General features: G+C 55.4%; 19 protein-coding genes and 1 tRNA gene. 12 read left to right on the forward strand and 8 right to left on the reverse strand.

Annotated elements, in window-relative coordinates; translation table 11 throughout:
* Positions 1 to 77 precede the first annotated feature (77 nt).
* Positions 78 to 284 (reverse strand): membrane protein insertion efficiency factor YidD, encoded by a 207-nt coding sequence (gene yidD / locus FF011L_RS08910; protein WP_145351295.1) that lies wholly within the window; start codon positions 282 to 284, stop codon positions 78 to 80.
* Between the two features lie 46 nt (positions 285 to 330).
* Positions 331 to 1,920, reverse strand: coding sequence for a sulfatase family protein (locus FF011L_RS08915; RefSeq protein ID WP_145351297.1), 1,590 nt, complete (start codon positions 1,918 to 1,920; stop codon positions 331 to 333).
* A 270-nt stretch (positions 1,921 to 2,190) separates the two neighbouring features.
* Here FF011L_RS08915 and FF011L_RS08920 point away from each other — a divergent pair, with 270 nt between their 5' ends.
* On the forward strand, positions 2,191 to 3,993 hold the full coding sequence (locus tag FF011L_RS08920) for an ABC transporter ATP-binding protein (protein ID WP_145351299.1): 1,803 nt from the start codon (positions 2,191 to 2,193) through the stop codon (positions 3,991 to 3,993).
* On the opposite strand, the gene FF011L_RS08925 is transcribed toward FF011L_RS08920, so the two are convergent.
* Positions 3,990 to 4,781 (reverse strand): hypothetical protein, encoded by a 792-nt coding sequence (locus FF011L_RS08925; RefSeq protein ID WP_145351300.1) that lies wholly within the window; start codon positions 4,779 to 4,781, stop codon positions 3,990 to 3,992. The two genes, FF011L_RS08920 and FF011L_RS08925, sit on opposite strands and share 4 nt — an antisense overlap.
* 243 nt (positions 4,782 to 5,024) lie before the next feature.
* Between FF011L_RS08925 and FF011L_RS08930 the strand changes: the two genes are divergently transcribed.
* The 7 genes from FF011L_RS08930 to FF011L_RS08960 all read left to right on the forward strand — a co-directional run bounded on the left by FF011L_RS08930 (position 5,025) and on the right by FF011L_RS08960 (position 12,189).
* Positions 5,025 to 5,717, forward strand: coding sequence for a phosphoribosylanthranilate isomerase (locus FF011L_RS08930; protein ID WP_145351302.1), 693 nt, complete (start codon positions 5,025 to 5,027; stop codon positions 5,715 to 5,717).
* Between the two features lie 87 nt (positions 5,718 to 5,804).
* Positions 5,805 to 7,142: an adenosylhomocysteinase gene (ahcY, locus tag FF011L_RS08935; protein ID WP_145351304.1), complete on the forward strand. Its 1,338-nt coding sequence runs from the start codon at positions 5,805 to 5,807 to the stop codon at positions 7,140 to 7,142.
* 503 nt (positions 7,143 to 7,645) lie between these two features.
* Positions 7,646 to 8,977 (forward strand): DUF1015 domain-containing protein, encoded by a 1,332-nt coding sequence (locus FF011L_RS08940; RefSeq protein ID WP_145351306.1) that lies wholly within the window; start codon positions 7,646 to 7,648, stop codon positions 8,975 to 8,977.
* Between the two features lie 75 nt (positions 8,978 to 9,052).
* Positions 9,053 to 9,370, forward strand: a complete 318-nt coding sequence (locus tag FF011L_RS08945) for a hypothetical protein (RefSeq protein WP_145351308.1) — start codon at positions 9,053 to 9,055, stop codon at positions 9,368 to 9,370.
* A gap of 129 nt (positions 9,371 to 9,499) precedes the next feature.
* The gene (locus tag FF011L_RS08950) at positions 9,500 to 10,246 is read left to right on the forward strand and encodes a ParA family protein (RefSeq protein ID WP_145351310.1); all 747 of its coding nucleotides are present in this window, start codon (positions 9,500 to 9,502) and stop codon (positions 10,244 to 10,246) included.
* Complete coding sequence (locus FF011L_RS08955) at positions 10,239 to 11,309, forward strand: ParB/RepB/Spo0J family partition protein (protein ID WP_246109827.1); 1,071 nt, start codon at positions 10,239 to 10,241, stop codon at positions 11,307 to 11,309. The genes FF011L_RS08950 and FF011L_RS08955 overlap by 8 nt, the downstream gene beginning before the upstream one ends.
* An 805-nt stretch (positions 11,310 to 12,114) precedes the next feature.
* Positions 12,115 to 12,189, forward strand: a tRNA-Pro gene (locus FF011L_RS08960).
* Positions 12,190 to 12,368: 179 nt separating this feature from the next.
* On the opposite strand, the gene FF011L_RS08965 is transcribed toward FF011L_RS08960, so the two are convergent.
* The 3 genes from FF011L_RS08965 to FF011L_RS08975 all read right to left on the reverse strand — a co-directional run bounded on the left by FF011L_RS08965 (position 12,369) and on the right by FF011L_RS08975 (position 16,150).
* Entirely contained in the window at positions 12,369 to 13,523 is a 1,155-nt protein-coding gene (locus FF011L_RS08965) for a PP2C family protein-serine/threonine phosphatase (protein WP_145351311.1), read from the reverse strand.
* Positions 13,524 to 13,695: 172 nt separating this feature from the next.
* Entirely contained in the window at positions 13,696 to 14,238 is a 543-nt protein-coding gene (locus FF011L_RS08970; protein WP_145351313.1) for a dual specificity protein phosphatase family protein, read from the reverse strand.
* Entirely contained in the window at positions 14,225 to 16,150 is a 1,926-nt protein-coding gene (locus tag FF011L_RS08975; RefSeq protein WP_145351315.1) for a cation:proton antiporter, read from the reverse strand. The genes FF011L_RS08970 and FF011L_RS08975 overlap by 14 nt, the downstream gene beginning before the upstream one ends.
* Positions 16,151 to 16,371: 221 nt before the next feature.
* On the opposite strand from FF011L_RS08975, the gene FF011L_RS08980 reads away from it, so the two are divergent.
* The 3 genes from FF011L_RS08980 to xseB all read left to right on the forward strand — a co-directional run bounded on the left by FF011L_RS08980 (position 16,372) and on the right by xseB (position 20,517).
* A complete protein-coding gene (locus FF011L_RS08980; protein WP_145351317.1) occupies positions 16,372 to 16,563 on the forward strand; it encodes a hypothetical protein in 192 nt (63 codons plus the stop codon).
* A 541-nt stretch (positions 16,564 to 17,104) separates the two neighbouring features.
* Positions 17,105 to 20,170 carry a vitamin B12-dependent ribonucleotide reductase gene (locus tag FF011L_RS08985; RefSeq protein WP_145351319.1) on the forward strand — a complete coding sequence of 1,022 codons (3,066 nt, stop codon included), beginning with the start codon at positions 17,105 to 17,107 and terminating at the stop codon, positions 20,168 to 20,170.
* On the forward strand, positions 20,170 to 20,517 hold the full coding sequence (xseB, locus tag FF011L_RS08990) for an exodeoxyribonuclease VII small subunit (protein ID WP_145351321.1): 348 nt from the start codon (positions 20,170 to 20,172) through the stop codon (positions 20,515 to 20,517). The genes FF011L_RS08985 and xseB overlap by 1 nt, the downstream gene beginning before the upstream one ends.
* A gap of 128 nt (positions 20,518 to 20,645) precedes the next feature.
* Here xseB and FF011L_RS08995 read toward each other — a convergent pair whose 3' ends face one another.
* Together FF011L_RS08995 and floA are read right to left on the reverse strand one after the other, a co-directional pair.
* Entirely contained in the window at positions 20,646 to 21,482 is an 837-nt protein-coding gene (locus tag FF011L_RS08995; RefSeq protein ID WP_246109828.1) for an alpha/beta hydrolase family protein, read from the reverse strand.
* Positions 21,479 to 22,462, reverse strand: coding sequence for a flotillin-like protein FloA (floA, locus tag FF011L_RS09000; protein WP_145351325.1), 984 nt, complete (start codon positions 22,460 to 22,462; stop codon positions 21,479 to 21,481). Before floA ends, FF011L_RS08995 begins: the two co-directional genes overlap by 4 nt.
* 155 nt (positions 22,463 to 22,617) lie before the next feature.
* Here floA and FF011L_RS09005 point away from each other — a divergent pair, with 155 nt between their 5' ends.
* A complete protein-coding gene (locus FF011L_RS09005; protein WP_246109829.1) occupies positions 22,618 to 23,700 on the forward strand; it encodes a glycosyltransferase family 9 protein in 1,083 nt (360 codons plus the stop codon).
* Positions 23,701 to 23,702 lie beyond the last annotated feature (2 nt).

Below are 23,702 nucleotides of genomic sequence, written 5' to 3' on the forward strand. Positions count from 1 at the left end.
GAGAAATCGCACTTCTTGGCAGGAGCGTGCTGAATGTGCTGGCGCGAGGACTTATGGGGCGGATCCGGCGAGGAGACTTACGGGGGATCGTACCCGCCGGGGTGCCAGGGGTGACATTTTGCGATCCGGCAGGTCGCTTTCCAAATCCCACGCACGATCCCGTACCGCTCGATCGCTTCGATCGCATATTGGCTGCAAGTCGGTGCGAAGCGGCAGCAGGGGGGGAACATTGGGCTGATCCCCTTTTGGTAGCATTGGATAAGGAACAGCACGCCTCTTTTCATCGTCGCTTCGTGTTACCTAGCGTTTCGGTGTATCAAACGTTGCCATCTATCGGGCGTTCTTATTAATAGGTTCCTCAACGACCAGTGATTTAGGGAATGCGGCCGCCTCTGCGCCACCCTTTTTCGCCCAACGTTTGTTCTGCGAGCCGCCAGCAGGCTGATTTAAGGGAATTTCCATTGCGTTCGCTTCCTGCAGCATCCCGTACAGCTGATCTTCCATTTTCTTCGCGATCGGGCGCAGTTTGGGGTCGTTGATCAAATTGTTGGTTTCTTTTGGGTCGGCTTGCAGATCATACAGTTCGTCGACGTCCCATAAACCGTAATAGGTGATGTATTTGTAGCGATCGCCACGAAGGGCGAATTGGGTGGGCGTCTGCGGGAAATTCTTTTCCCAGTAGTAAACGTAGAGAAAGTGGTCTCGCCAAGGTTGCGGTTTGCCAGCCGCAAGGTCCAGGAAACTAAGGCCGTCCATATATTCTGGAGTCTCCAGTCCCGCGGCATGCATGACGGTCGGACCAACGTCCAGGTTTCCGATCATTTGTTCGACAACCGTCCCGCCAGAAAACAGGTTGGGGCATTGCATCATCATCGGAACGCGGATCGATGTTTCGTAGGCAACGCGTTTATCGATCAGCCCGTGTTCACCAAACATGAATCCATTGTCACCCATATAGATGACAAGAGTGTCGTCATGGATTCCCATTTCCTTCAGCTGCTGAAGGACGCGTCCCACCCCATCGTCAACCGCCAAAACCGATTCGCAGTACCGCTGGTAGAGATAATCCAGGCCTTTGTCGCTGTGATAGGAAAAATCGATCCCATGCCAGCTGTTGCGTTGGTCTCGTACCCAGCGCGGGGCGTCGTTGGCAGCGGTAATATCTTCTCCGCGAGGCAGAAAATCAAGGTTTTCGTTCGCATATCTCCCTTCGTGCCGTTTTGCGGGGGTGAAGTTCGCATGGACCGCTTTGTGGGAAAGGTATAGGAAAAACGGTTTGTCCGAATCCTTCTGGTTTTCCAACCAATCGACTGCGTAATCGGTCAATTCATCGGTGATGTAGCCCTTTTGAGGGACACGTTCGCCGTTGACGTTCAGGGTGTACTTGGGTCCGGGGGGTAGGTAATTGCCTTGGCCGCGAAAGCTGACCCAATGGTCGAATCCGGGGCGAGGTTCGTCATGCGATCCCCCCATGTGCCATTTTCCGACAAAGGCGGTCTCGTATCCCGCTTGTTGCAGGTATTCCGGGAAAAACCTTGTTCCGGGCGGGACCAGGCGATTGTTATCGATGACTCGATGCCGGTGCGTGTACAGACCGGTCAGAATCGAAGCTCGACTGGGGGAGCAGAGGGAAGTGGTCACAAAGGCATTTTTCAGATGCACGCCATTCTTTGCCAATGAATCAAGGTGCGGGGTTTCCAGGAATGGATGCCCCATGAACCCCATCGCGTCGTAACGATGGTCATCGGTCAGAATGAAGACAACATTGCGTGGGGCGATTCCGTCCCGTTTTCCCGCCGGAGGCAGTTCGCCCGTGCTGGGGTTGGTTTTCGCTGGCGGGGCAGCCTGGCTAAAGGGGGCGACCATGGCAGCGAATAGCAAAACACAAATCATTCGGCGAATGCGACTAGAAGAATACATCGTTTGTAAGTCATCGAACGAGAGTTACGGATTCAAGAAGACCTCTAGTTCTAGCATACTCCCGCGGTCGGTTCTCGCGTGGCGCGGACTTAAGGCAGCAATCTGATCGCTCAAAAACGTCCGTAAATCTGAATCTGGGCTTTCGGTTTCCTTGCCATGGGAAAATCGCTAGCACTGTCAGGCACCTGAACCGTTAGGCGGGTACGATGGAGAGGAAGGCTATCCTATTTGTTGCACTAGTCGGTTCCTCTGCTGTTGAGACGATGCACCATGTTTTTATTTGGACCTTTTTCTGAAGCTCGAAAAGAGGTCACCATTCCGGGCATTCTTGCTTGGCGGGTGGCGTCTTGCTTCCTCGCTCTTTTGGTCCCCCTGTTGATTGTGGTCGTGGGGTTGATCACCGAATTGCTGGGGCCAGGAATACTGACGACAAAGGTTCAGCTTGGTCGCGGTTTAGTCGTCCCCGTTCCCGAGGTGTTGATTCAGCAGCCCGCTTTGACGCAGTTGCTTTGGTTGACGGCTTTTGCCGTTGGGGTCGCGTTCGTTTTTGCCCTCCTGCTATGGCGGACCCATTTAGGGCTGCTCCGTCGTGGACGTTTGACGACCGAGAAATTCCATCAGCGGATTTTGCAGCGCATCCTCGATAAGGCCCAGGTCGAAGGCGCAAGTGCTCAGCGATCACGCGTCCAAGCATTGATCGAACGCGATCTGCCCGCATTAAATATCGGATTGATCTCCTGGTGGCGATCCTGTCCACGGATCGCGATTGTGTTGGCCTGTTGTCTGGGATTGGCTTTATTGGTCGATGTTTGGTTGGCTTTGCTAGCGATTATCGGCGGGATTTTAGTTTGGCGGTTGCGGATGTGGGTCAGCCGTCGTGAACCGGCACAAGGTGCAGGGTGGGAGGTTGCTCATTCGCAGCAAGACCTTGTGGAAACCGTCCGGCAGGCGCCCCTCTTGGCCCGTTTGCAATCAAGGCAAACGGTCAGCGATGTGTTTGCGGAAAAACTGCTTCGGTTGCGCCGCCAGCAAGCGGCCGTGGATGCCCATCATTCTCGCGTTTTGCCTGTGGTCGCTTTCGCCGGTTTGCTGGCGACTTTGTTGGTGTTGCTTGCCTTTGGCGTCAACCGTTTGAGCAGTGCCGATGGACTGGGAATGTCCGCAGGCGTTGTGCTGGGGCTTTCGTTGGCCGGAGCGGCCGTCGCGGCGGCTCGGATACTTCGGTTTTATAAAAATATCGTGTTAGCCCAAGACGCAGCGGCAAACCTTTATCGCTTCTTGGCGGGTGAAGAAGATCAACAGATGGGGGATTTGGTCGGGATTACCGGAATCCGGTCGGCCGTTGAATTAAGCAATGTCACGCTCCGAAACGATTTGGGAAAAGACGTCCTTACCAGCCTGACTTTACGGTTGGAGCCGAAATCGGTGGTCGCTTTGTTGGGGACCGATACGGTTTCCACGGCTGCACTGATCGAAATCTTGCAAGGGTTTGGCAAACCGACCGAGGGGACGGTTGAAATCGATGGGATCTCGGTTAGCGAAATCCATCCCAACTCCCTTTCGCGGCAGGTGTTTTGGGTTGGAGCCGATGGCCCGATTTGGAACGGTACGATTGCCGAAAACCTGTTGGGTATAGACGCCGTCGGCGGGGACGAAGCGGTTCAGGAAGTCTTGCGTCGGGTCGGAATCTACGAACAGATCTCGGAACTTAGCGATGGGATGGCAACGGTGTTGTCGCCCGACGATACAAGTCTTGATGGGACGACGCGCTATGCGATCGGCGTCGCCCGTGCGCTGCTGAGAAAGCCTGCGCTTGTCGTGGTTCAAGAACCGGATACGGTCGAAGGGCTAGCCGATGACGAGCCGCTGGACGCTTTGCGTTTCTTAGCCCACAGCGGAGCGATCGTGATCATGTTGCCCCGACGTTTGAATTCTTTGCGAACCGCCGATCGCGTGGTCCTTCTAAATGGAAGCCGCCTAGCAGGGGAAGGGAGCCATGAAGATTTGCTAGCAGGAAGCGACCTGTATCGCCACCTGAACTACGCTCTTTTCAATCCCTACCGAAACCTTTAACGCAACAGCGACTGACCAACACAGAGCAGGATCAACAGCCAACTGCTCTGGTCGATGCGTTTTAGCATTTCGGCTTTTCGGCTTCGCTGAACCTTGATCCACGACTTGTGAACGTGGATGGGGTCGGCTTCTGAAACGGCGACGGCGCGTGACTGCAACCGGTTTGCCGCGTAGTAGCCAGCCATGATTAACAACGCGAATGCGGTTAGGGTCATCGTTTCGGTTACCGTCAGGGGGGAAGAAACAACGGCTCCAAACTGAATGGGAACCTTTACCGAAGATCCCGGAGCCGGTTGCAAGCTGGAATTAATGGTTTGCAACGTAAGTTTTGAAGTTGTGAGTTCGTTCTGCCAGTATTCTCTTTGGCGATCGATTTCGCTTGAATCGGTTTCGTGGAAGGTGGCCTGGACCACTGCGGACGTGGTTTCGGTTTCCTCGATCGGTTTGGTTTGCCGCAGATAAAATTCGGCAGCCTCGCATTTCCATTTCGCCTGATAATACGCATCCGGTTTTTCGGTGATCGTGGTCTCTTTATATTTCGTCAACCAAGTCCGAATCTCCGCGACCGCGGGACTTTCCAGCGGGACGAGGCAGGTGGCTTTATCGCTTCCGTCCGCTGCCGTCCAAACGACAGTTTGCATCTGGTGACGCCCCCCCAGAAGACTCCAACCAACCAGTAGGACGGCGCCTCCCAGCACGAGAGTCCGTCGGGTCGTGGTGGGGATACTCCAGGATTTGCCCTGAAGACGTTTTTGCCAAATCTGGCGAACCATGGTGAGATAACGCATTGTCTATCCGTCCGTAGTGTTCGAGATCCATTGGCAGGGACGGCCACTCTGAAACGTTGATTTCAAATCAGAGGGACATTTACGTTCTGGTGATTCTGTCGTCGCTTCTTACTGCCGCCACGCCGATCCTGTAGGCTTCTTTATCGGTTCTGCCCCTTGGTGCGGTTAGCGAATCTAGAGGACGGCGGTCGCTCACGCGGCATCGAACTGTCCGATCATCGCCAACCTTAAACGGATTCATTTATGTCTGCGGCTTCCCCCTTTCGAATAAAAATTTGCGGAGTCAAGCGATCCGAGGATCTTGTTGCCGCTTCGGAGTCGGGTGCGGACGCGGTCGGATTGAATTTTTTCCCACCAAGTGTTCGCTACATGGACCCTCTTGGGGAACAGGCTCGTTCTTTGGCAGCCGAAGCCGAGCAGTTGGGGCTGAACGTCGTTGGCTTGTTCGTCAATTCCGATGTCGATTCGATCGCCGCCCTGACGGAACGCGTCAGGTTGACGTTTGTTCAGTTGCATGGGGATGAAACGCCCGCCGCTGCAAGCCGTTTGAGGGATGCGGGTGTCGCCGTTTTAAGAGCCGTCCGGCTGCCTCGACGGGCGCTTTCTCCAGCGGAGATCGAAGACCGGGTTGCCCCCTGGCGGGAAGTCGGAGCGGCCATTTTGCTGGACGCCGATGCCGGCTCAAGCTACGGCGGGGAGGGGGTTTCGTTGGACTGGCGATCGATTGGAGCTTGGTCGGAGCAAGCGGCCGATCACTGGATCTTGGCGGGGGGGCTTGGTCCCAAGGATGTGTTCCGGGCAATCCAAATTGCCAAGCCGCATGGGGTCGACGTCGCATCCGGAGTCGAAGCACCGCGTGGGACCAAGGATGCGAACCTGGTGAACGCATTTTGCCTGGAGGCAGAACGTGGGCTTCAGGAACAATTTCGCCCCTAACAAAGACTTGTCAGGTCCTCTATTATGGCGTGGGTAAGAGTTCAAAAGTGCTCATCAACTACCTCCCTAAATTCTGGAGAACAAGACGTGTCTCAGGTCGAAACGACTCGATTGCCCTACAAGGTAAAGAACATTGATCTGGCCGAATTCGGTCGCAAAGAAATCAACCTGGCTGAAAACGAAATGCCCGGATTGATGGCACTACGGGAGAAGTACGGACAGGAAAAACCTCTGAAGGGGGCACGCATCGCAGGTTGCCTTCACATGACGATCCAGACTGCCGTGCTGATTGAAACGCTGGTTGAACTTGGTGCGGAAGTCACCTGGAGCAGCTGCAATATCTTCAGCACCCAGGATCACGCTGCCGCTGCAATCGCCGCCGCTGGCATCCCTGTTTACGCTTGGAAAGGGATGACCGACGAAGAATTCGATTGGTGCATCGAGCAGACGCTGCACTTTCCTTCGGGCGAACCGTTGAACATGATCCTGGATGACGGCGGCGACCTGACCGCCATGGTCCATGATAAGTTCCCTGAACTGTTGGCAGAAATTCGCGGCTTGAGCGAAGAAACGACCGCCGGTGTTCATCGCTTGGATGTCTTGCACCGAACAGGCAAACTGAAAGTGCCTGCGATCAACGTGAATGATTCGGCGACCAAAAGCAAATTTGACAACCTGTATGGCTGCCGCGAATCGCTGGCAGACGGAGTCAAACGAGCAACCGACGTTATGTTGGCTGGCAAGGTGGCTGTTGTCTGTGGTTACGGCGACGTCGGAAAAGGTTGTGCTGTCTCGCTGCAGCGTTACGGGTGCCGCGTGTTGGTAACCGAAATCGATCCAATCAATGCCCTGCAGGCTGCGATGGAAGGTTTTGAAGTGACCACGATGGAGAACGCCTGCTTGGAAGGCAATCTGTTTGTTACCACCACCGGTAACAAAGACATCATCATGGGCGAGCATTTGTCGAAGATGCCTAACGATGCAATTGTCTGCAACATCGGACACTTTGATACCGAAATCGACATCGCTTGGCTGGAAAGAGAAGTCGCTGCAGGTCGCGTTTCCAAAGAAGAGATCAAACCGGCTGACGTCGGTGCGGTCGAGCGTTACACCTTTGAAAACGGCAACAGCGTGATCGTGTTGGCGAAAGGCCGCTTGGTCAATCTTGGATGTGCAACCGGACACCCAAGTTTTGTGATGAGCACCTCGTTCACCAACCAGGTCTTGGCTCAATTGGAATTGTGGCAACGTGCCGATCAGTACGACGTCAGCGTCCACATCTTGCCAAAACGTCTGGATGAAGAAGTCGCTCGCCTGCACCTTGGAAAACTGGGCGTCAAATTGACCACCCTTTCGCAAGAGCAAGCCGACTACATCGGAGTGCCTGTCGAAGGACCTTACAAGCCAGACCACTATCGCTACTAGGCCTCACCGCCATTTAGCGTTTTGATCGAAATCAATGAAACTCGGGTCGCTACTTCGCGGTCCGAGTTTTTTGATGCGCCGGTCTGATTTCGGCAGCCGGTGGCGGAAAGCCAACGGCATGAGGCTTCCGTGTCGCCGTTCGCTCCGCAAAAGATGCGTTTGCGGCTGTTCTTTCGCGGGGGACGTGACGTATTGCCGGGCTGTCCACGCGCTGGCGAGCGTCGGTACGTGCCTGCCGTGGCTACCGTCACCAGACGGTGGTTCTTGCCGCATTGTCACGACGGCACTCGTCGCGGCCCCTGCGAAAGCAACCCCCGCAAATTCTGCAAACGCTGCTTTCCCGACCCAGGGCATCCCGAGCGGTTTTTTCGCGGCACAGTGGAATGTGGGCGGAAAGCTTGTTTGCTGGCGCGACCCTTTCGGTTTGTTTGGCGGTTACCTAAGCTTTGGGTTTGTCATTTGTACGGTTCGCCTCGGACCCAGCCCTTTCGGATTCTCAATCAATGCCTGAAATTCAAGCCTTCCACGGAATTCGCTACAACCTTGGTCATGTTGGTTCGCTGGCAGACGTTGTCGCCCCGCCCTACGACGTGATCGATCCGAAATTGCAGTCTGCTTTGTATGAAAAGCATCCGGCCAATGTCGTGCGGATCATTCTGAATCGCGACGAACCGGGCGACGCGGGGGATGTTCGCTATGAACGCGCGGGTCGGTTCTTGAAGAACTGGCAGGCCGAAGGGGTACTTGAGAGAGAGGCCCACCCTGCGATCTATGTCTACCACCAACACTTTGAGTTTGCTGGCCAACATTATTTGCGGCGTGGATTCTTGGCAGGAGTTCGTTTGCAGAGATTTGGGGAAGGAAATATCTATCCTCACGAAGAAACCCATTCGAAGGCGAAAATCGATCGTTTGAAATTGACCAATGCCTGCCAAGCCAATTGCAGCCCGATCTTTGGACTCTATCCCGACGCGGAGAACGAAACGCAGTGGGTCTTGGAAGAGGTGATCGCTGGAGTGGCCGGGTTGGAGGCAACCGATTCCTTGGGTGTCAAACATACGATTTGGCCGATCATGGATGCCCAGACAATCGCCGCGGTCGCTGCCCTGATCGAAGATAAGCCGATGTTTATCGCCGACGGCCATCATCGCTACGAGACCGCCTGCAACTATCGCGACCAATTGATTGAGCAGCATGGCCCGTTGCCAGAAGACCATCCTGCGAATTTTGTGATGACCATGTGTGTTGGAATGAGCGATTCAGGAATGATTGTTCTCCCCACCCATCGCCTGCTGCACGGGACCGAATCGTTTTCCTCTGAGGAGATCATTCGGCGTTTGGGAAATTGCTTTGATTGCCGAATTGTCGCCGAGGGGCCCGAAGGTGCGAACGAGGCGTGGGAAGAGATGGAGGTCGCCGACGAGCAAGGTCTGATCGGGCTGTATGCGACGGCCGACAAGAAGTGGTTGCTCTGTGAAGCGACCGAAGCGGCGATGGACCGGATGGCCGAATTGGCTCCGGAGAAGAGCGAAGAATGGCGTTCGTTGGGCGTCAGCCTGCTGCACCGCTTGGTCTTTGAAGATCTGCTGGGGGCGGCAGACCATCCGAAACCAACCTACGTCCACCAGGTTTCGGAAGTGGTTGACGGATTGGAAGGAAAGGGCGAGTTCAGCGAGAACGAGTCGACCGAGCCGTTTACCTTGGGAGCCTTGGTGATGCCGGCCAGTTTGGACTTGGTTGAAATGATCAGTCTGAACCAGGAACGGATGCCGGCCAAAAGCACCTACTTCTACCCCAAATTGTTGAGTGGGTTGGTTCTGAAACCTTTGGCTTAACGGTCCGTCGGCTGAATCGGAAGCGGAGCAAGATCGTTGCCTTTCGCTCGGGGCGCGAAGTTTTTGAAGTTTATAATGGACGGTTTCCCTACGGGGGTGCTGCTGTCCGGCAATGCCTCCGAAAATCTCAACCCGCTGCGTAAGCGAGGGACCGGGACCACGGCCTGCAATCCCTCGCTTACGCAGCGGGTTGGGATGACGACGGCCTGCGGGCCCGAAGAGTCCGTCGGATTCAATGCCGGGCAGGAATGCGAACCGGTTCGGCGACCGGCAATCCATCACCCATGGATTTCACGTCCTCCCGCGGAAGCCGCTTTGCAGGGCCTTTTTTCGCGGAGCGGCGGGCGACAGTCCCAGGATTCGGCGGCAAAGTATAGCGATCGTTCCGCGTGAAACATGCGTTGTGGAACGGTCGATCTTCGCCAATCGGTGTTTCACGCGAAACTGGCATTCTTTTACAACGGCCTTCGCGAGTAGAATCCAGCGGTCTGTCTCATTCGAGCTCTGTTGCGAATCTACCCTGTGAACAAGATCCTTTGCGTTGTCAATCAGAAGGGCGGCGTCGGTAAAACGACGACGGCCGTCAATTTAGCGGCCGCCCTGGCGATGTCCGGGCAGCGGGTGCTGTTGATTGACATGGATCCTCAGTGCAACGCGACCAGTGCTCTCGGTTGCACGCCGACCGACGGGCACCCGCTGGTTCGCGATCAGCCGATCCGCGAGAGTGTGGTCGCTACGGAGATCGCCGATCTGGATCTATTGCCAGGCAGCCGGACCTTTCATGACGTCGATCAGTTGGCGAAAACGGACGGTCCCGAAGCGGATCGTCTGAAGCAGCATCTGGGCGAAGGGGTCCACGCCTATCAATATGTCTTGTTAGATTGCCCGCCCAGTGTGGGGACTTTGACCCAGGCAGCGCTTGCTGCCAGCACCGAAGTCCTGATGCCAATCCAGTGCGAATATTTTGCGATGGAGGGGCTGACGCAACTAATTCAGGTAATTCGGCGGGCGATCCAGCAAACCGATGGAAGACTGACCTTTGGCGGAATCCTACTTACCATGTACGATCCCCGTCTGGAATTGACCCACGAAGTGGACCAGGAGGTCCGAGAGTTTTTTGGGGACATCGTGTTTGACACGGTTGTTCCCCGCGATGTGTCCCTTAGCGAAGCGCCCAGCCACGGCCAAAGCGTTTTCGAATACGCGCCCCGCAGCCGCGGAGCGTTCGCCTATACTCAGCTATGCATGGAGGTGCTTGAACGTGAGTAACCCAACAGGTTCAAAAGATCGTCGTTTAGGAAAAGGTTTGGCAGCCCTTCTGGGAACGCCGCTCGATGAAGATATGAGTCAGATTTCCGGTGGTGGCAATCGCCGCCCCGCAGAAAGTCCTTCGCGGTCCTCCGAAAAAGGGACCTCGTCGGCGAAATCGACGGCGTCAAACGATTCGGAATCGAAGACCACATCCGCTCGTTCGACATCGCCCAAAAAAGAGACGCACGAATCGGGCGAGCGAAGCGTTGAGCTAAGTGTCTACGAGATTGACAACAATCCGTTCCAGCCACGACGAGAATTCAACGAAGAAGAAATCGCTTCGCTGGCGGAAAGTCTGAAAGAACATGAACAGCTTCAGCCGGTCATCGTCCGCAAGGTCGGGGCTCGGTATCAGTTGATCAGTGGCGAACGTCGCTTGCGAGCTGCGATCCACGCCGGCTTGCCGACCGTTCGCGCGGATATCCGGGATGCCGACGATCGTTTGGTCGCAGAACTTGCGATCATCGAAAACTTGCAGCGAAAGGATCTGAATGCAATCGAAAAGGCGATGTCGTTCCGCCGCTACATCGATGAGCATCAATGCACTCAAGAAGATCTTGCCAACCGTTTGAAAATCGATCGCAGCACGATCGCTAACCTAATGCGTCTGTTGGAATTGCCAGCCGCCGTGATCGATCAGGTCAACAACGAACGGATCTCTTCCAGCCACGCTCGAGCTTTATTGCCGCTGGGGGATGAACGTCAGCAGGTGCAATTGGGCAAGCAGATCGAAGAAGAGAAATGGAGCGTTCGAGCGACCGAACACCATGTGTCGGCATTGCTGCAGGCTGAAGACGAAGAGGAATCGGGCGTCATCCGAATGGATACGACCAAAAAGAAACGAACGGTTTCGCCTCATATCCAATCGCTTCAGCAAGACCTGCGAATGCAGTTAGGCACAAAAGTAGAAATTCGCGAGACTTCCAAAGGCCGTGGGAAAATCACCATCCATTTCTCCAGTCCCGAAGAATTCGAGCGACTGCAGCAGTTGATGGGGACCGACGCAGTCGTCGCCGCCTAAAAGCAGATACTCTTCTCAGCGGAACGGCGCAAGCCGTCCGCCAAGTGCACGGGTTCTTTGGGCATTGCAGCAGGATGGCTTGAACCCAATGCCATCCACTCTTCTTAGCAAAACGGCGCAAGCCGTCCGGCAACCGAGCAGGATTTTCGGACGCTGCGGCAGGGCGTCCTTCGCTCGGCACGTGCGAAGAAAAAGCAAAAAACTCTGGCTCCCCTCGCCCTCAAAACAAGCTCGCTTAAAACAGATTTGATATTGAATCACCTATTCGCCATCGAGTTCATTTAAATGCGACTCAAAGGCTTGTTTTGGGGGAGAGGGGCTGGGGGAGAGGGGGCCGACAGAAGCAGGCAACGGATGACATAACCGCTAGAAATGCCGGGTGTTATCTGGGCCTCCGTTGCAAAATCGCCTCGTGAAAACTCTCAGTCTGGCGTCGGTAGCTAGTGGCTGCCGTAGCTATGTTCGCCAGAGCGTGGGCAGACCGCCAATACGCACCAATCAATTTCAGGTCCACCGCGAAAGGTGACAATCACTAAATCCACAAGCCGCGAGCCGTCCGGCAAGTGGCAGTGGGTTACGTGCTGAGGCCGGACGGCTCGCGCCGTTCCGCTAAGAGTACATATGCACAAGAGCCCGGAATTCCTGGGCTTCTAACTTGTTGCAAAAAAAATGGAAAGAATCGCCCTGATATGGGCTAACCCGCCTACCCAAAGTCGACTTGGGTTACTAGAATTCGGCCTCAATCAACGCAGTGATTGAAACAACAATAAACATTGAACTTTTGCCAGCGGTGCTGGTGGAAAATCGGGGCGTAGCTCAGCCTGGCTAGAGCGCCTGCTTTGGGAGCAGGAGGTCGCACGTTCGAATCGTGTCGCCCCGACTTGTTTAGCTTGCTATCTGATAGCAAGCAGTTAAGCCGCCTCGTGCGGCTTTTTTTATGCGCTGCCTGCTTCTGGGGCTTTTGCAAAGTAGTGCGTGTTGAGTCCGATTGCACGTCCGGTCTGTGGCTTGCTGCGTAAACGAAATTGTTTACGAAACATCTTCCGCAAGCTTGTCCTTTTAGGCCGCCGATTCCGAAGGCTCGGACGGATGAACTTTGATCACGACCAGCGTGACGTCGTCTTGTGGGGCGCCCGGTTTGCAGAATTTGATGATTTCCGCTAACAGGGCATCGCAAATGTCGGCGGCGGACCGGTGTCGGTTCTGGAGGATGATCCTCAGCAGGGACGTTTTTCCGAACAGATCTCCTTGCTCTGAGATCGCTTCGTAGCTTCCGTCGGTCGGTAGGACCAGGATATCGCCAGGCGACAATTGAACCGTTTCAAGCGTCGAATAGCCCGCCTCGGGGATCAAGCCCAGCGGATAGCCGCCCGATTGAAGGGCGATGACTTCCCCCGAATCGGAAATGATCCAGACAGGATGGGCCGCTGCGGCATATTCCAGGGTGCTTCGGACCGAGTCCAGACGTCCGTAGAAGGCGGTCACGAAATGTTCACCCTGGGTATCCTCGGCGACCGCTCGATTGGCGATCGTCAGGATTTGCCCGACCTCTTTATTCATCTGAGCACAGCTCCGCAAAATCCTGCGAGCTCCGACCATGATCAGGGCGGGGGCAAAGCCATGGCTGCTGACGTCGGCGACGACAACGTCCCAGCGTCGACGGTCGATCGGGATGAAATCAAAAAAGTCTCCACCACACTCCGACGTCGGTTCGCAGGTCGCCCCGATGTCAAATCCACGGATCGTCGGGGGCATCGAGGGGAGCATTCGTTGCTGGATCCGGCGAGCGATGTTCATGTCGCTTTCCATCTGCATGTTCCGGCGTTCGGCCAGCAGGCGAGCTTGCCTCTCGATCGCGTACCGCAGCGCCCGGACCAACAGCGGCTGACCGACCATCGCTTTGGGGACATAATCTTGGGCTCCGGCGGCGACCGCGGATACCGCTAGTTGTTCGTCTTCGTGGCCGCTTAAGATCACGACCGGAATGTCTTTGTTTTTTTTCCGTATCGACGTGAATGTGTCCAGCCCCAAAGAATCAGGCAGGTTCAAATCTAGGATGACGACGTCGGTTCCTCGGTGATCGAGGGCCCGCAGTGCGGAATCCAGGTCGCAGACGTGCGTGACGTGGAATAAATGGCTCGAGCGAAGGTGTGCTCGAATGACCAACGCATCGGTTTGACTGTCTTCCACAAGGAGCACTTCGATATCCGCCATCGCGCACCCTACTTTCCGCAACGTTCATTGCGATTCGCTGCCCATTTCGAGGGATTTATCAGCCTGAGCCGACCATGCTCAGCAACGCATCAAGGGGAGACGGTTTTACTCCAATCGCTACCTCTGAAGCGTGCCGGTTCATTGTACACGCATCCTCCTTGGGGAGGGGGTGCTAAGAGGGGCGGTATTTCGAGGCGAATTCGGCGACCACCGGACGGAATTCGACTCGCGGATTCACGTGGGGGCGTTTGCTAAGAAGCAGGGCCTGAGCCTGAGCAGGAGAGAGGTTTCGGTATTTTATCAGCCAGCAGATTGCGACCGTTGCGCTACGTGCTCGGCCCGCTTTGCAGTGAACGTAGGTGGTGCCCCCTTGCTCTGCATGCGACTGAATGAAGTCAACGGCTTGTTCGATATCTTCCAACCGCGGGTGGGTGAAGTCGGTCGTGGGGATATGCAGTTGCTCGATCCCGTATTTGTCGTATTCCGCGATCGGGCCGGCGTACTCTTCGCACGTATTGACGACCGCGGTCACTCCCTCGGCAGCCATCCCCGGGACATCGCGGGCGAACGGAAAGGCCCCCACAATCAGGCTCGGATCGATCCTGCTGGACCATTGGCGTCGTTTGAGCAGCCTGCCGTTTAGCATGTTCCACCACAGGGTTGGGTAGAAGACTGAACGAGCGTAAATCCGCTGGAGGGGCTTAGGAATCGGCATCGGTCCCAGTGTCTAGATCGGAGGGGGAGGAGGCAGTGTGATCTTTCGGGATCGATACCGAATGGATCATCGCGATCAATGTGTCCCCAGGTTCGGGGGCCAGTTGGCGGTCGTCGGTGTTGATTTGTAGGGTCCCGTTCGGAGACATCACGAACATCACCAAGGCATCCTTGCCATTGCGAGCACGAAAGTCATCCATCATGAATTCGTCGCTTAGGGTGGTCGCCTTCAGGATGGCGCCCGCTTCCATGCGATCGCGAAGGGCCGAGAACGTTAGTTTGTTGCCAAACAGGATTCGCCCTGTCAGGGAATGCGACAGGGATCGCGACTCGCTAGCCGAACGCCTTGTGAAATCCAGCTGATACGTTTCCGCTCGTCCAAACGTGGACTGAAATTCGCTCACCGCCAACGAGTTCACTTCATCGTTGGGAGTCATCGCCAGGAAGCGTCCAATACCGTCCAGTTGTAATTCTTCGCGGGCGTGGTCACTCAAGATGTTTACGCATTCCGCTCGGACACCATCCATCCGTGCCGCGGCCACCTTGTTGTAGTTCAAGTCGACAAGCATCACGTCCACTTTTAGATCGGTCAGGATCTTTGCTAGCTGACGGACCCAGCTGTCTCCGCCTGCGATCAGCAATCCCTGCGGATTCGGGCGAGCTAGTCCTAGCAGGCGGGCGACGGGACCGGCGACCAGGCCATAGAATGCGACCGTGCCGATAATGACTAGGAAGGTGACCGTGATCAGCTGGAAGGCTTGTTCCTCCATCGCTGCCGCTTCGCCCCCTTCGGATTGCTGCAGTTTCAAAGCGAACACGCTGCTGACCGCAGCTGCCACGATCCCGCGGGGGGCCATCGTCGAAATGAATGTTTTTTCTCGCCAGTTCAGCGGTGTTCCAAGTAGGGAAACAAAGACGGACAACGGGCGAACCAGCAAGATCATGATGACCAGGAATGCCAGCCCGGGCCAGCCAAGATCGATCACCGACATCGGGTCCAGGCGAGACCCCAACAAGATGAATAGGCAGCCGATCAGCAGAGTCCTCAAATGTTCTTTGAACTCGATCACATGCTCGATCTCGGTCCCTTTTTGATTGGCCAGCCAGACGCCAAATACGGTGACGGCAATCAATCCGGATTCTTCCGCAAAATGGTTGCTGATTGCAAACAGCCCCAGCGCGAGGGCCAGGGCGGCGACCCCTTGGAGCGAATCGGGAAGCCAATAACGGCGGAGAGCCTGTGAAAGGAAGACGCCCCCCATGATGCCTAGCAGTAAGCCTACCAAGATGATCTTGGTCAGCAGCATCGACGTCGCCATCACGTTCAGTGACTCGTGGCGGCTGAGCACAATTTCTTCGAAAACCAGGACGGCTAAAACCGCTCCGACCGGGTCGATGACGATCCCTTCCCACTTTAAGGTCGACGCGACTCGGCGGCTGGGACGGATCTGACGCAGCAAAGGCCCGATCACTGTCGGCCCGGTAACCGTCAGGATCGCCCCTAGTAACAATGACAGCCGCCAGGGGAATTCCAGCACGTAGTGAGCCGCACAGGCGGTTAGGGGCATCGTTACCGCGACGCCGATCGTCACCAATCGGAAGGTTGCCGATCCCGCTTCGCGTAATTCGCGAATTTGCAGGGACATCCCTCCCTCAAACAGAATCACTGCGACCGAAAGGGAAACCAGCGGAAAAAGAAGGGCGGGACCGACCTGAGTCGGTATGCCGGTCAGTTTGCTTAGTTCCGTCGCCCCGGTGAGATCCTCAAGCAGGTGATCTGGGTGGATGAATTGCCCTAAAATAACCCCAAAGGCCAACAGGAGTAGAATAGACGGTAGTTGAGTTCGCCAGGCTAGCCACTGAGCTAGGATTCCCAGAGCGGGTACTAGGGCGAGGTAGGCAAGCAAATCCATAATACAAACCGCGTAAGGCTTCGAGACGTCCAGTAGATTCAATTGTTGTATGCGAAAGGTAGATTAGTCCGTTTGATTCGGCAAGCTGCGCAATGTTGTCGAAATCGGTTGCAGCGAGAGACTTTAGCCGCAGGACCCTACGAAACCGTTTGTCCCACAACGTCTACCGATCGCCGCCTATTTTCGCACGTTCGTTTTAATCTTTCTTATTCCGAGCCAGTATGTCTGTTCCCAAAAAATCGATTTGTAAGTGGAGCAAAGAGATGATTGGCGCCCATTTGAGAGACCTGTTGGCCGAAGCCCATGCGGCTCGCTTTGTTTGTCGCAAATGTGGGCGGACCGCAGCGAACCGGCATTTGCTCTGCAAGCCTGTTAAACCGAACAAAACTTCTTCTCCGGACGAAACGTCTTAGCGGCACATTCATCGCCTAGCAGCCGGAGCGGTTTCCCCAGCTGTCCAGGTCCCCCCAGACGGATGAGAAACTTTTTGGTTTCTGACATGTTTTCCCCAGAAGCCGATTTGTTGCGCATGGTTTGACGCAAACTAGGGCAAGGAAACAACTTGCGCCGTCGTTTAGGCAAGGTGCGCGACCCCGGTTATTTTAAGGGTGTCCGCCTAAACCATTATGAGCTATCGAGTTACTGCTTTGTTAAATTTCTGTTTGACACTTGTCCTCCGATCGCTATCTTGTCCCCAGTCCCGCATGTAGTGCTTGAGTCTTAATGATAGCACTACCCGTAGTGTTAGAAGCCTCTGTTTGACGATTCGACAGGCCCAACGAACTGGTCGTCCGTCGCGTACTTGCGTACGATTTAGGGTACACCTGAACACTGGTGTGTGCGGCTGCTGTTCCCCCTCATAAATTTTTGGTTGTTAGCAATCGCTCTGCATGACGCAGCTTAAATCAGGCATTGTTAGGCAACCCACGGACGAACCTTTAGGAGTCTTGAAACATGGCAAATGTCATTTCTGCCGATGCACGCCCCGAGAACAAATCCCAGAACAAACCCGCGGAACAACATGGCGTCGAATATGCCCGCAGCCAGTACGGTACTTTGCTGGGCGATCGCGAAGCAGGTTTGAAATATACCGCTGATTTCTGTCCCGCCGACGCTGACAGTCCCTTCGATACAACCGAATGGGAACTGCGTAGTGCGACGATCAAAGACGAAACCGGCAACGCTCTTTTTGAGCAAAACGATTGCGAGATCCCTTCGGCTTGGTCTCAACTAGCAACGAATGTCGTCGTCAGCAAATATTTCTACGGCGACCCGAATGAAAAGGACGAACGGGAGCGGAGCGTTCGTCAGTTGATTCACCGAGTCACCCGCACGATCGCCGACTGGGGATTGCAGGACGGGTATTTCGATTCAGCGGAAGACGGCGAGAATTTTTATCGCGATCTAAGTTGGTTGTGTTTGCACCAGCACGGAGCTTTCAACAGCCCGGTTTGGTTTAACGTTGGACTGTTTCATCAGTACGGCGTTGCCGGAGCAAAATGCAACTGGCGTTGGAACCGAGAATTGGGGGCGGTCGATCAACCGGACAACCCTTACGAATTTCCTCAAGGTTCGGCCTGTTTTATTCAAGCGGTCGAAGACAACATGGAGGACATCATGCGTCTTGCGTGCAGCGAGGCGATGTTGTTCAAATTTGGCAGCGGCACCGGAACCGACCTGTCGACGATCCGGTCCTGCCGCGAACGTCTGTCGGGTGGTGGCACCCCATCGGGCCCATTGTCCTTCATGCGTGTCTATGATTCGATCGCCGGCGTGGTCAAGAGTGGTGGGAAGACTCGCCGCGCAGCCAAGATGCAGTCGCTGAAGATTTGGCATCCCGATGTTTTGGAGTTCATCCAAAGCAAATGGAACGAAGAGAAGAAAGCACACGCCCTGATCCGTGAAGGTTACGAATCGAATTTCAACGGAGAAGCTTACTCGTCGGTCTGTTTCCAGAACGCAAACCTGTCGGTCCGCGTAACGGATGACTACATGGATGCGGTTCGCCAAGGCAAACGTTGGCAGACCAAGTGGATCGACAGTCGGCACTGCGACGCGATCCCTCCGGAATACGATGCGAAGGAACTATTGAATCAGATGGCCGAGTGCGCATGGCACTGCGGCGACCCAGGGGTTCAGTACGACACGACGATCAACCGTTGGCACACCTGTCCTAATAGTGGACGGATCAACGCGTCGAATCCTTGCAGCGAATATATGTTCTTGGACAATACCGCTTGCAACCTCGCTTCGATCAACCTGATGAAGTTCGTTAAGAAGGATGGGGTTTTCGATCACGAACGATTCTGCAAGGCATCCCGTGCCTTCTTCATCGCTCAAGAAATCTTGGTCGACCACGCCAGTTACCCGACCGACGAAATCGCTGCAAACAGTCACCGCTTCCGTCCGCTTGGATTGGGATACAGTAATCTTGGTAGTGTCATCATGACCGCCGGGGTTCCTTATGATTCCGACGCGGCTCGTGGTATCTGTGGTTCGTTGACCGCACTTCTACATGGCACCGCCAACGCAACCAGTGCGGAAATCGCTGGCGTTGTCGGCACCTTCGACGGCTATGCAGAGAACGAAACGCCGATGCTGAAGGTGATGCAAATGCATCGTGACGCCGTGGAATCGATTCATGATGATGGTCCCGATGAACTGAAGGACGCCGCTCGGAACCTTTGGGACAAAGTCCTTGAACTGGGAGCCAAACATGGTTTCCGCAACGCTCAAGCAACCGTCTTGGCTCCTACCGGAACCATCAGTTTCATGATGGACTGCGATACCACGGGGATCGAACCGGACATCGCGTTGGTGAAATACAAGCAGCTTGCCGGTGGCGGAATGCTGAAGATCGTCAATAACACCGTCGCCGGTGGCTTGCGGACTCTGGGATATGATGAAGACCAGATCAAGGCGATGATCAGTTACATCAACGATAAAGATACGATCGAAGGAGCTCCGGGATTGGCCGATGAGCACCTGCCCGTCTTTGATTGTGCGTTCAAGCCTGCTGGCGGAGTTCGCAGCATCGGCTGGCGAGCTCACGTGACGATGATGGCCGCCGCTCAGCCGTTCCTTTCCGGAGCGATCAGCAAAACGGTTAACATGCCAAACGATGTAACGCCGCAGGATATCGCGGACGCTTACTTCTGGGGCTGGGAACTGGGACTGAAGGCGATCGCGATCTACCGTGACGGTAGCAAGCAGTCTCAGCCGCTGAACACCAAGAGCGGAACAAAAGAAGGGGCCGCGGTCGCCGAAGTGATCACCAAGACGGTCGAAAAGATTGTCTACAAGCCTCGTCGCGAACGTTTGCAGGATACGCGTCAGTCGCTGACCCACAAATTCAGCATCGGTGGACACGAAGGTTACCTGAACATCGGACTTTATCCTGATGGACGTCCGGGGGAACTCTTCATCACGATGGCTAAAGAGGGAAGCACGATCGGGGGGATCATGGATGCCTTCGGGACGGCCATCAGCATGGCGTTGCAGTACGGCGTCCCCTTGGAAGTGTTGGTCAACAAGTTCAGCCACACCCGGTTTGAACCGATGGGTCACACCACCAACCCCGACATCCGGATCGCCAAAAGCGTCGTCGACTATATCTTCCGTTATCTAGGGATTCACTTCCTGGCCGGATACCGCGAAGCCAGCCAGCCAGCTCCGTTGCCGCCGGTAACGAATGGTGATAATGGATCGACCCCTGCCAATGGAACCGCCAAGCCAAATGGTGCGGCGCCGGTTCTAGGTGGGAATGGGCCAACGATTGAAGCGACCGGGACCGCCGCTCGCTTCACCGGTCCAAAGTTGGATCTGGCCGTCCTGGAACGAGCTGGAATCAGCCGGAACCTTGGGAATGACCAGAACGGAACACCCGTCGGTGGGCAAAGTGAACAGTTTGCTCGGTTCCAAAGCGATGCCCCAAGTTGCGACAGCTGCGGAAGCATCACCGTTCGCAACGGGAACTGTTACCTCTGTCATAACTGCGGAAACAGCATGGGCTGCAGCTAATGGCTAAGAAGAAAGTTGTCAAAAAAGAGACCGATTCGACGTTTGAAAGCTCGCTCGCTTCGCTGGAACAAATCGTTCGAGACTTAGAGAGTGGCGAGCTGGGACTGGAACAGTCGTTGGATGCCTACGAGGTAGGGATCAAGCGACTGAAAGAATGTCACCAGCATCTGCAGGCTGCCGAACGTCGAGTTGAACAGCTCTCAGGTTTTGACGCCGATGGAAATCCGGTCCTCGAATCACTCGAGGATCGGCCAACGGCCGGCAAAGATGCGATCGGGCAGACCACGCCCGCCGCACGAGGACGCAAGAAGACGGATCTAGACGAGACCGACTCAGCGCTCTTTTAATCGATCGTCAAAAGGTGGAGTGATATCGGTCACTCCACTTTCTCTGCGAAAGTTCTCTCTGTGAAAGTAGCCCCCACAAACGCTACTTTCACGTCTCACGGATCGTCCAGCCGTTTTGCAGCCCCGGTTTAGGCACGTTCGCCATATCGGTGCAAGAAGTTTGCGATCGCATCGGCGACGTAGATCAGGTCGTCGGCATCTCGCAAAAATAGATGGTCGGCTTCGTGTAAATTCAACAGGCTGACCGGCGAGGGAGTGTCGGAATGGCTGGCCAATTGCATTATTCGGATCGCATTTTCGAAACCGACGGTCTCATCGCGGGGCGAATGACAGACGAGGATCGGCAAAGCGATCTTACCAATCATGTCTTCCACGAAATGGCTGCGGAAATCCTCCACCATCGCCGTCGTGATCTGAAACGCAACGCCTCCGATTTTGACGGTTCCTTCGCCCTCTTTTTCGATCCGAGGGTTCATCCGAATCAGCAGTTTTGCCAGATGGTGCGTATCGGTCGGGGCAGCCAACGTAACCAAGCATTTTAGATGCTGGAGCGAGGGCGTGGCGGCCCGGTTTGCGGCCGCTGCAAGCGACGCGGTCCCGCCAAAACTGTGGCCGATCAGGGCGTCAGGGGGACGAAGATGCTCTGCCGCAAAATTCGCTGCTGCGATTAAATCAGCCAGATTCGTTTGGAAGTTCGTTGCGGAAAAATCGCCATCGCTCCCCCCCAAGCCTGTCATGTCGTAGCGGAGGACGGTCATTCCCTGTTCGGCAAGTCGCCGGCTGATCCGCACCACCGCCTTCAGGTCTTTGTTGCAGGTGAAGCAGTGGGAAAAGAGGACTAGCGGTGCATTGGGGCGGTCGATGCACTCATCGACGATACCGCTGAGGTCAAACCCATTTCCACCGGCAAACCGCACACGACGACTGACTCGCTGGAAGCGAGCGGGAGGGAAGTTCGAACTCACGACGATTTTGGATTCAGATCGACACGGCCGGCGCGGAAGGCTTCGGCCATCGCTTTGGGGACTTCCGCTTCGGCTAATACCAAATGAGCCCGGTTGGCGACGACTTTCGCTTTCTGGTCCTGTTCTTCAGCGATCGCTTCGGCGCGGCGGCGTTCGGCCTGAGCTCTAGCGACGCGAGTGTCCGCTTCCGCTTGGTCGGACTGCAGGCGGGCTCCGATGTTCTCGCCGATGTCGATGTCTGCGATATCGATCGAAACAATTTCGAAAGCGGTCTGAGCGTCCAAGCCGCGTTTCAAAACGGCTCGAGTAATCATGTCTGGGTTTTCGAGGACTTCGAAATGCGATGACGTCGATCCGATCGAGCTAATGATCGATTCACCCACGCGAGCGATAATCGTTTCTTCCGTCGCTCCACCAATCAGCTGAGCCAAATTGGTTCGCACGGTGACTCGAGCACGGACCCGCAGTTCGATCCCATTTTTCGTGATGGCACTTAGCGTCGTTTTTCCGCTGCGACGTGGATCGGGGCAATCGATGACCTTGGGGTAGACGCTGGTCTGGACCGCGTCCAAGACGTCACGGCCGGCCAGGTCGATCGCAGCTGCCTGATCAAAATCAAGTTCGATGCTAGCACGATGCGCCGCGATGATCGCGTGGATCACATTCATCACATTGCCGTTTGCCAAGTAATGGGATTCCAGACGCTGGGTGCTGATCCCGGTCCGCCGGTTGATATCCATACCAGCTTGAGCGGCCATGATCTTGGCTTGCACGATCACGTGCGGATTCACCTTGGTGAAATGCATCCGGATCAGGCTGACAAGGCTAACGTCCGCCACCGACATGTAGGCCTGGAACCACAGTTTTCCGTAGCGAACGAAAATAACGAACAGCACCAACAGTAGGATGCCCGCAAGCAGGCCCCCAACAATCATTAGTACCGTGGTTATGCCGGCAGCAAACAGGATAGGAATGTTCATGTCGGTCCGTTCGACTTCGCTGGGTGTGAGTAAGCAGGGTGATCCGGTTCAGTTATAACGATTTCTGTGCTGGCCGTGGGAGGGTGGAATCTGGTATACGAGAAAATCCCAGTCGGTTTCCCGATTCTATTGCTTCCAGCTGGACTAAGACTCGCATGTCTGCTGCCAAAAAAACGCCTGCTATCAAACAATTGACTATTTCCCCCCGTCCTGAAGAATCCTCCAATCGAATCCTGATTTCTCGTATGAGTGCGATTGGGGATACTATTTTGACCCTGCCCGTCGCCGGTGCGCTTCGGGATGCCTATCCAGACGCCTTCCTGGCCTGGGTGGTGGAACGCAAGTCCGCGGCGATGGTTCGCGGACACGAATTCCTGGATGCCGTGATCGAGCTTGAACGGGGATGGTTTACGTCTCCAAAAGGAATCTGGGATGCTCGTCAGCGATTGCGGGCGCTTCAGGTCGATACCGCAATCGATTGTCAGGGAAATACCAAGTCGGCACTCGCCTGCCATTTGAGTGGCGCCAAACGCCGCATTGGCCATCGCGGTTATCATGGGGCCGAACTGAGCCAGTGGCTGAATAACGTGCTGGTCAAAACGACCAAACCACATTTGACCGACCGATCTTTGGGCTTGCTGGGACCGCTTGCTATCAAACAGTCGCGGATTCGTTGGCAGTTGCCCGTTCCGGCCGAAGCGAGGGCCTGGGCCAAGACATGGCGGCGACAAAATCCACAGCGGTTGGTGATCCTGAATCCAGGAGCCTCCTGGGATTCGAAATTGTGGGAAATGGATCGATTTGGTGCGGTCGCGTCCTATTTGGAAACGCAGTATCAAGCAAAATCGGTCGTCATCTGGGGCAACGCCAAAGAACGGGCTTTGGCCGAGGAGGTGATCGAAATGTCGGGTGGAAGTGCCACGCTTGCCCCCGATACGGATCTGCTTCATTTGGCTGCCTTGCTGGGAGCGGCCGATATGATGATCAGTGCCGATAGCGGGCCGATGCACATGGCCGTCGCGATGGGGACGCAGACCATCGGACTGCATGGTTCGACCAGAGCAATCGATTCGGGCCCCTATGGACCACCACACCGGGCGGTCCAGCGTACTTTTCACGATGGGACACGTCGCGAACGCCGCAGTGCCGCGAACACTGCAATGCGAGCCATCTCGGTGGAAGATGTTCAAGCGGAAATCGATCGGATTTTTAGTAAACGTCAGGCTAACGCCGCTTGATA

Origin of the sequence: Roseimaritima multifibrata (genome assembly GCF_007741495.1) — a bacterium.
Taxonomy (GTDB): Bacteria; Planctomycetota; Planctomycetia; order Pirellulales; family Pirellulaceae; genus Roseimaritima; species Roseimaritima multifibrata.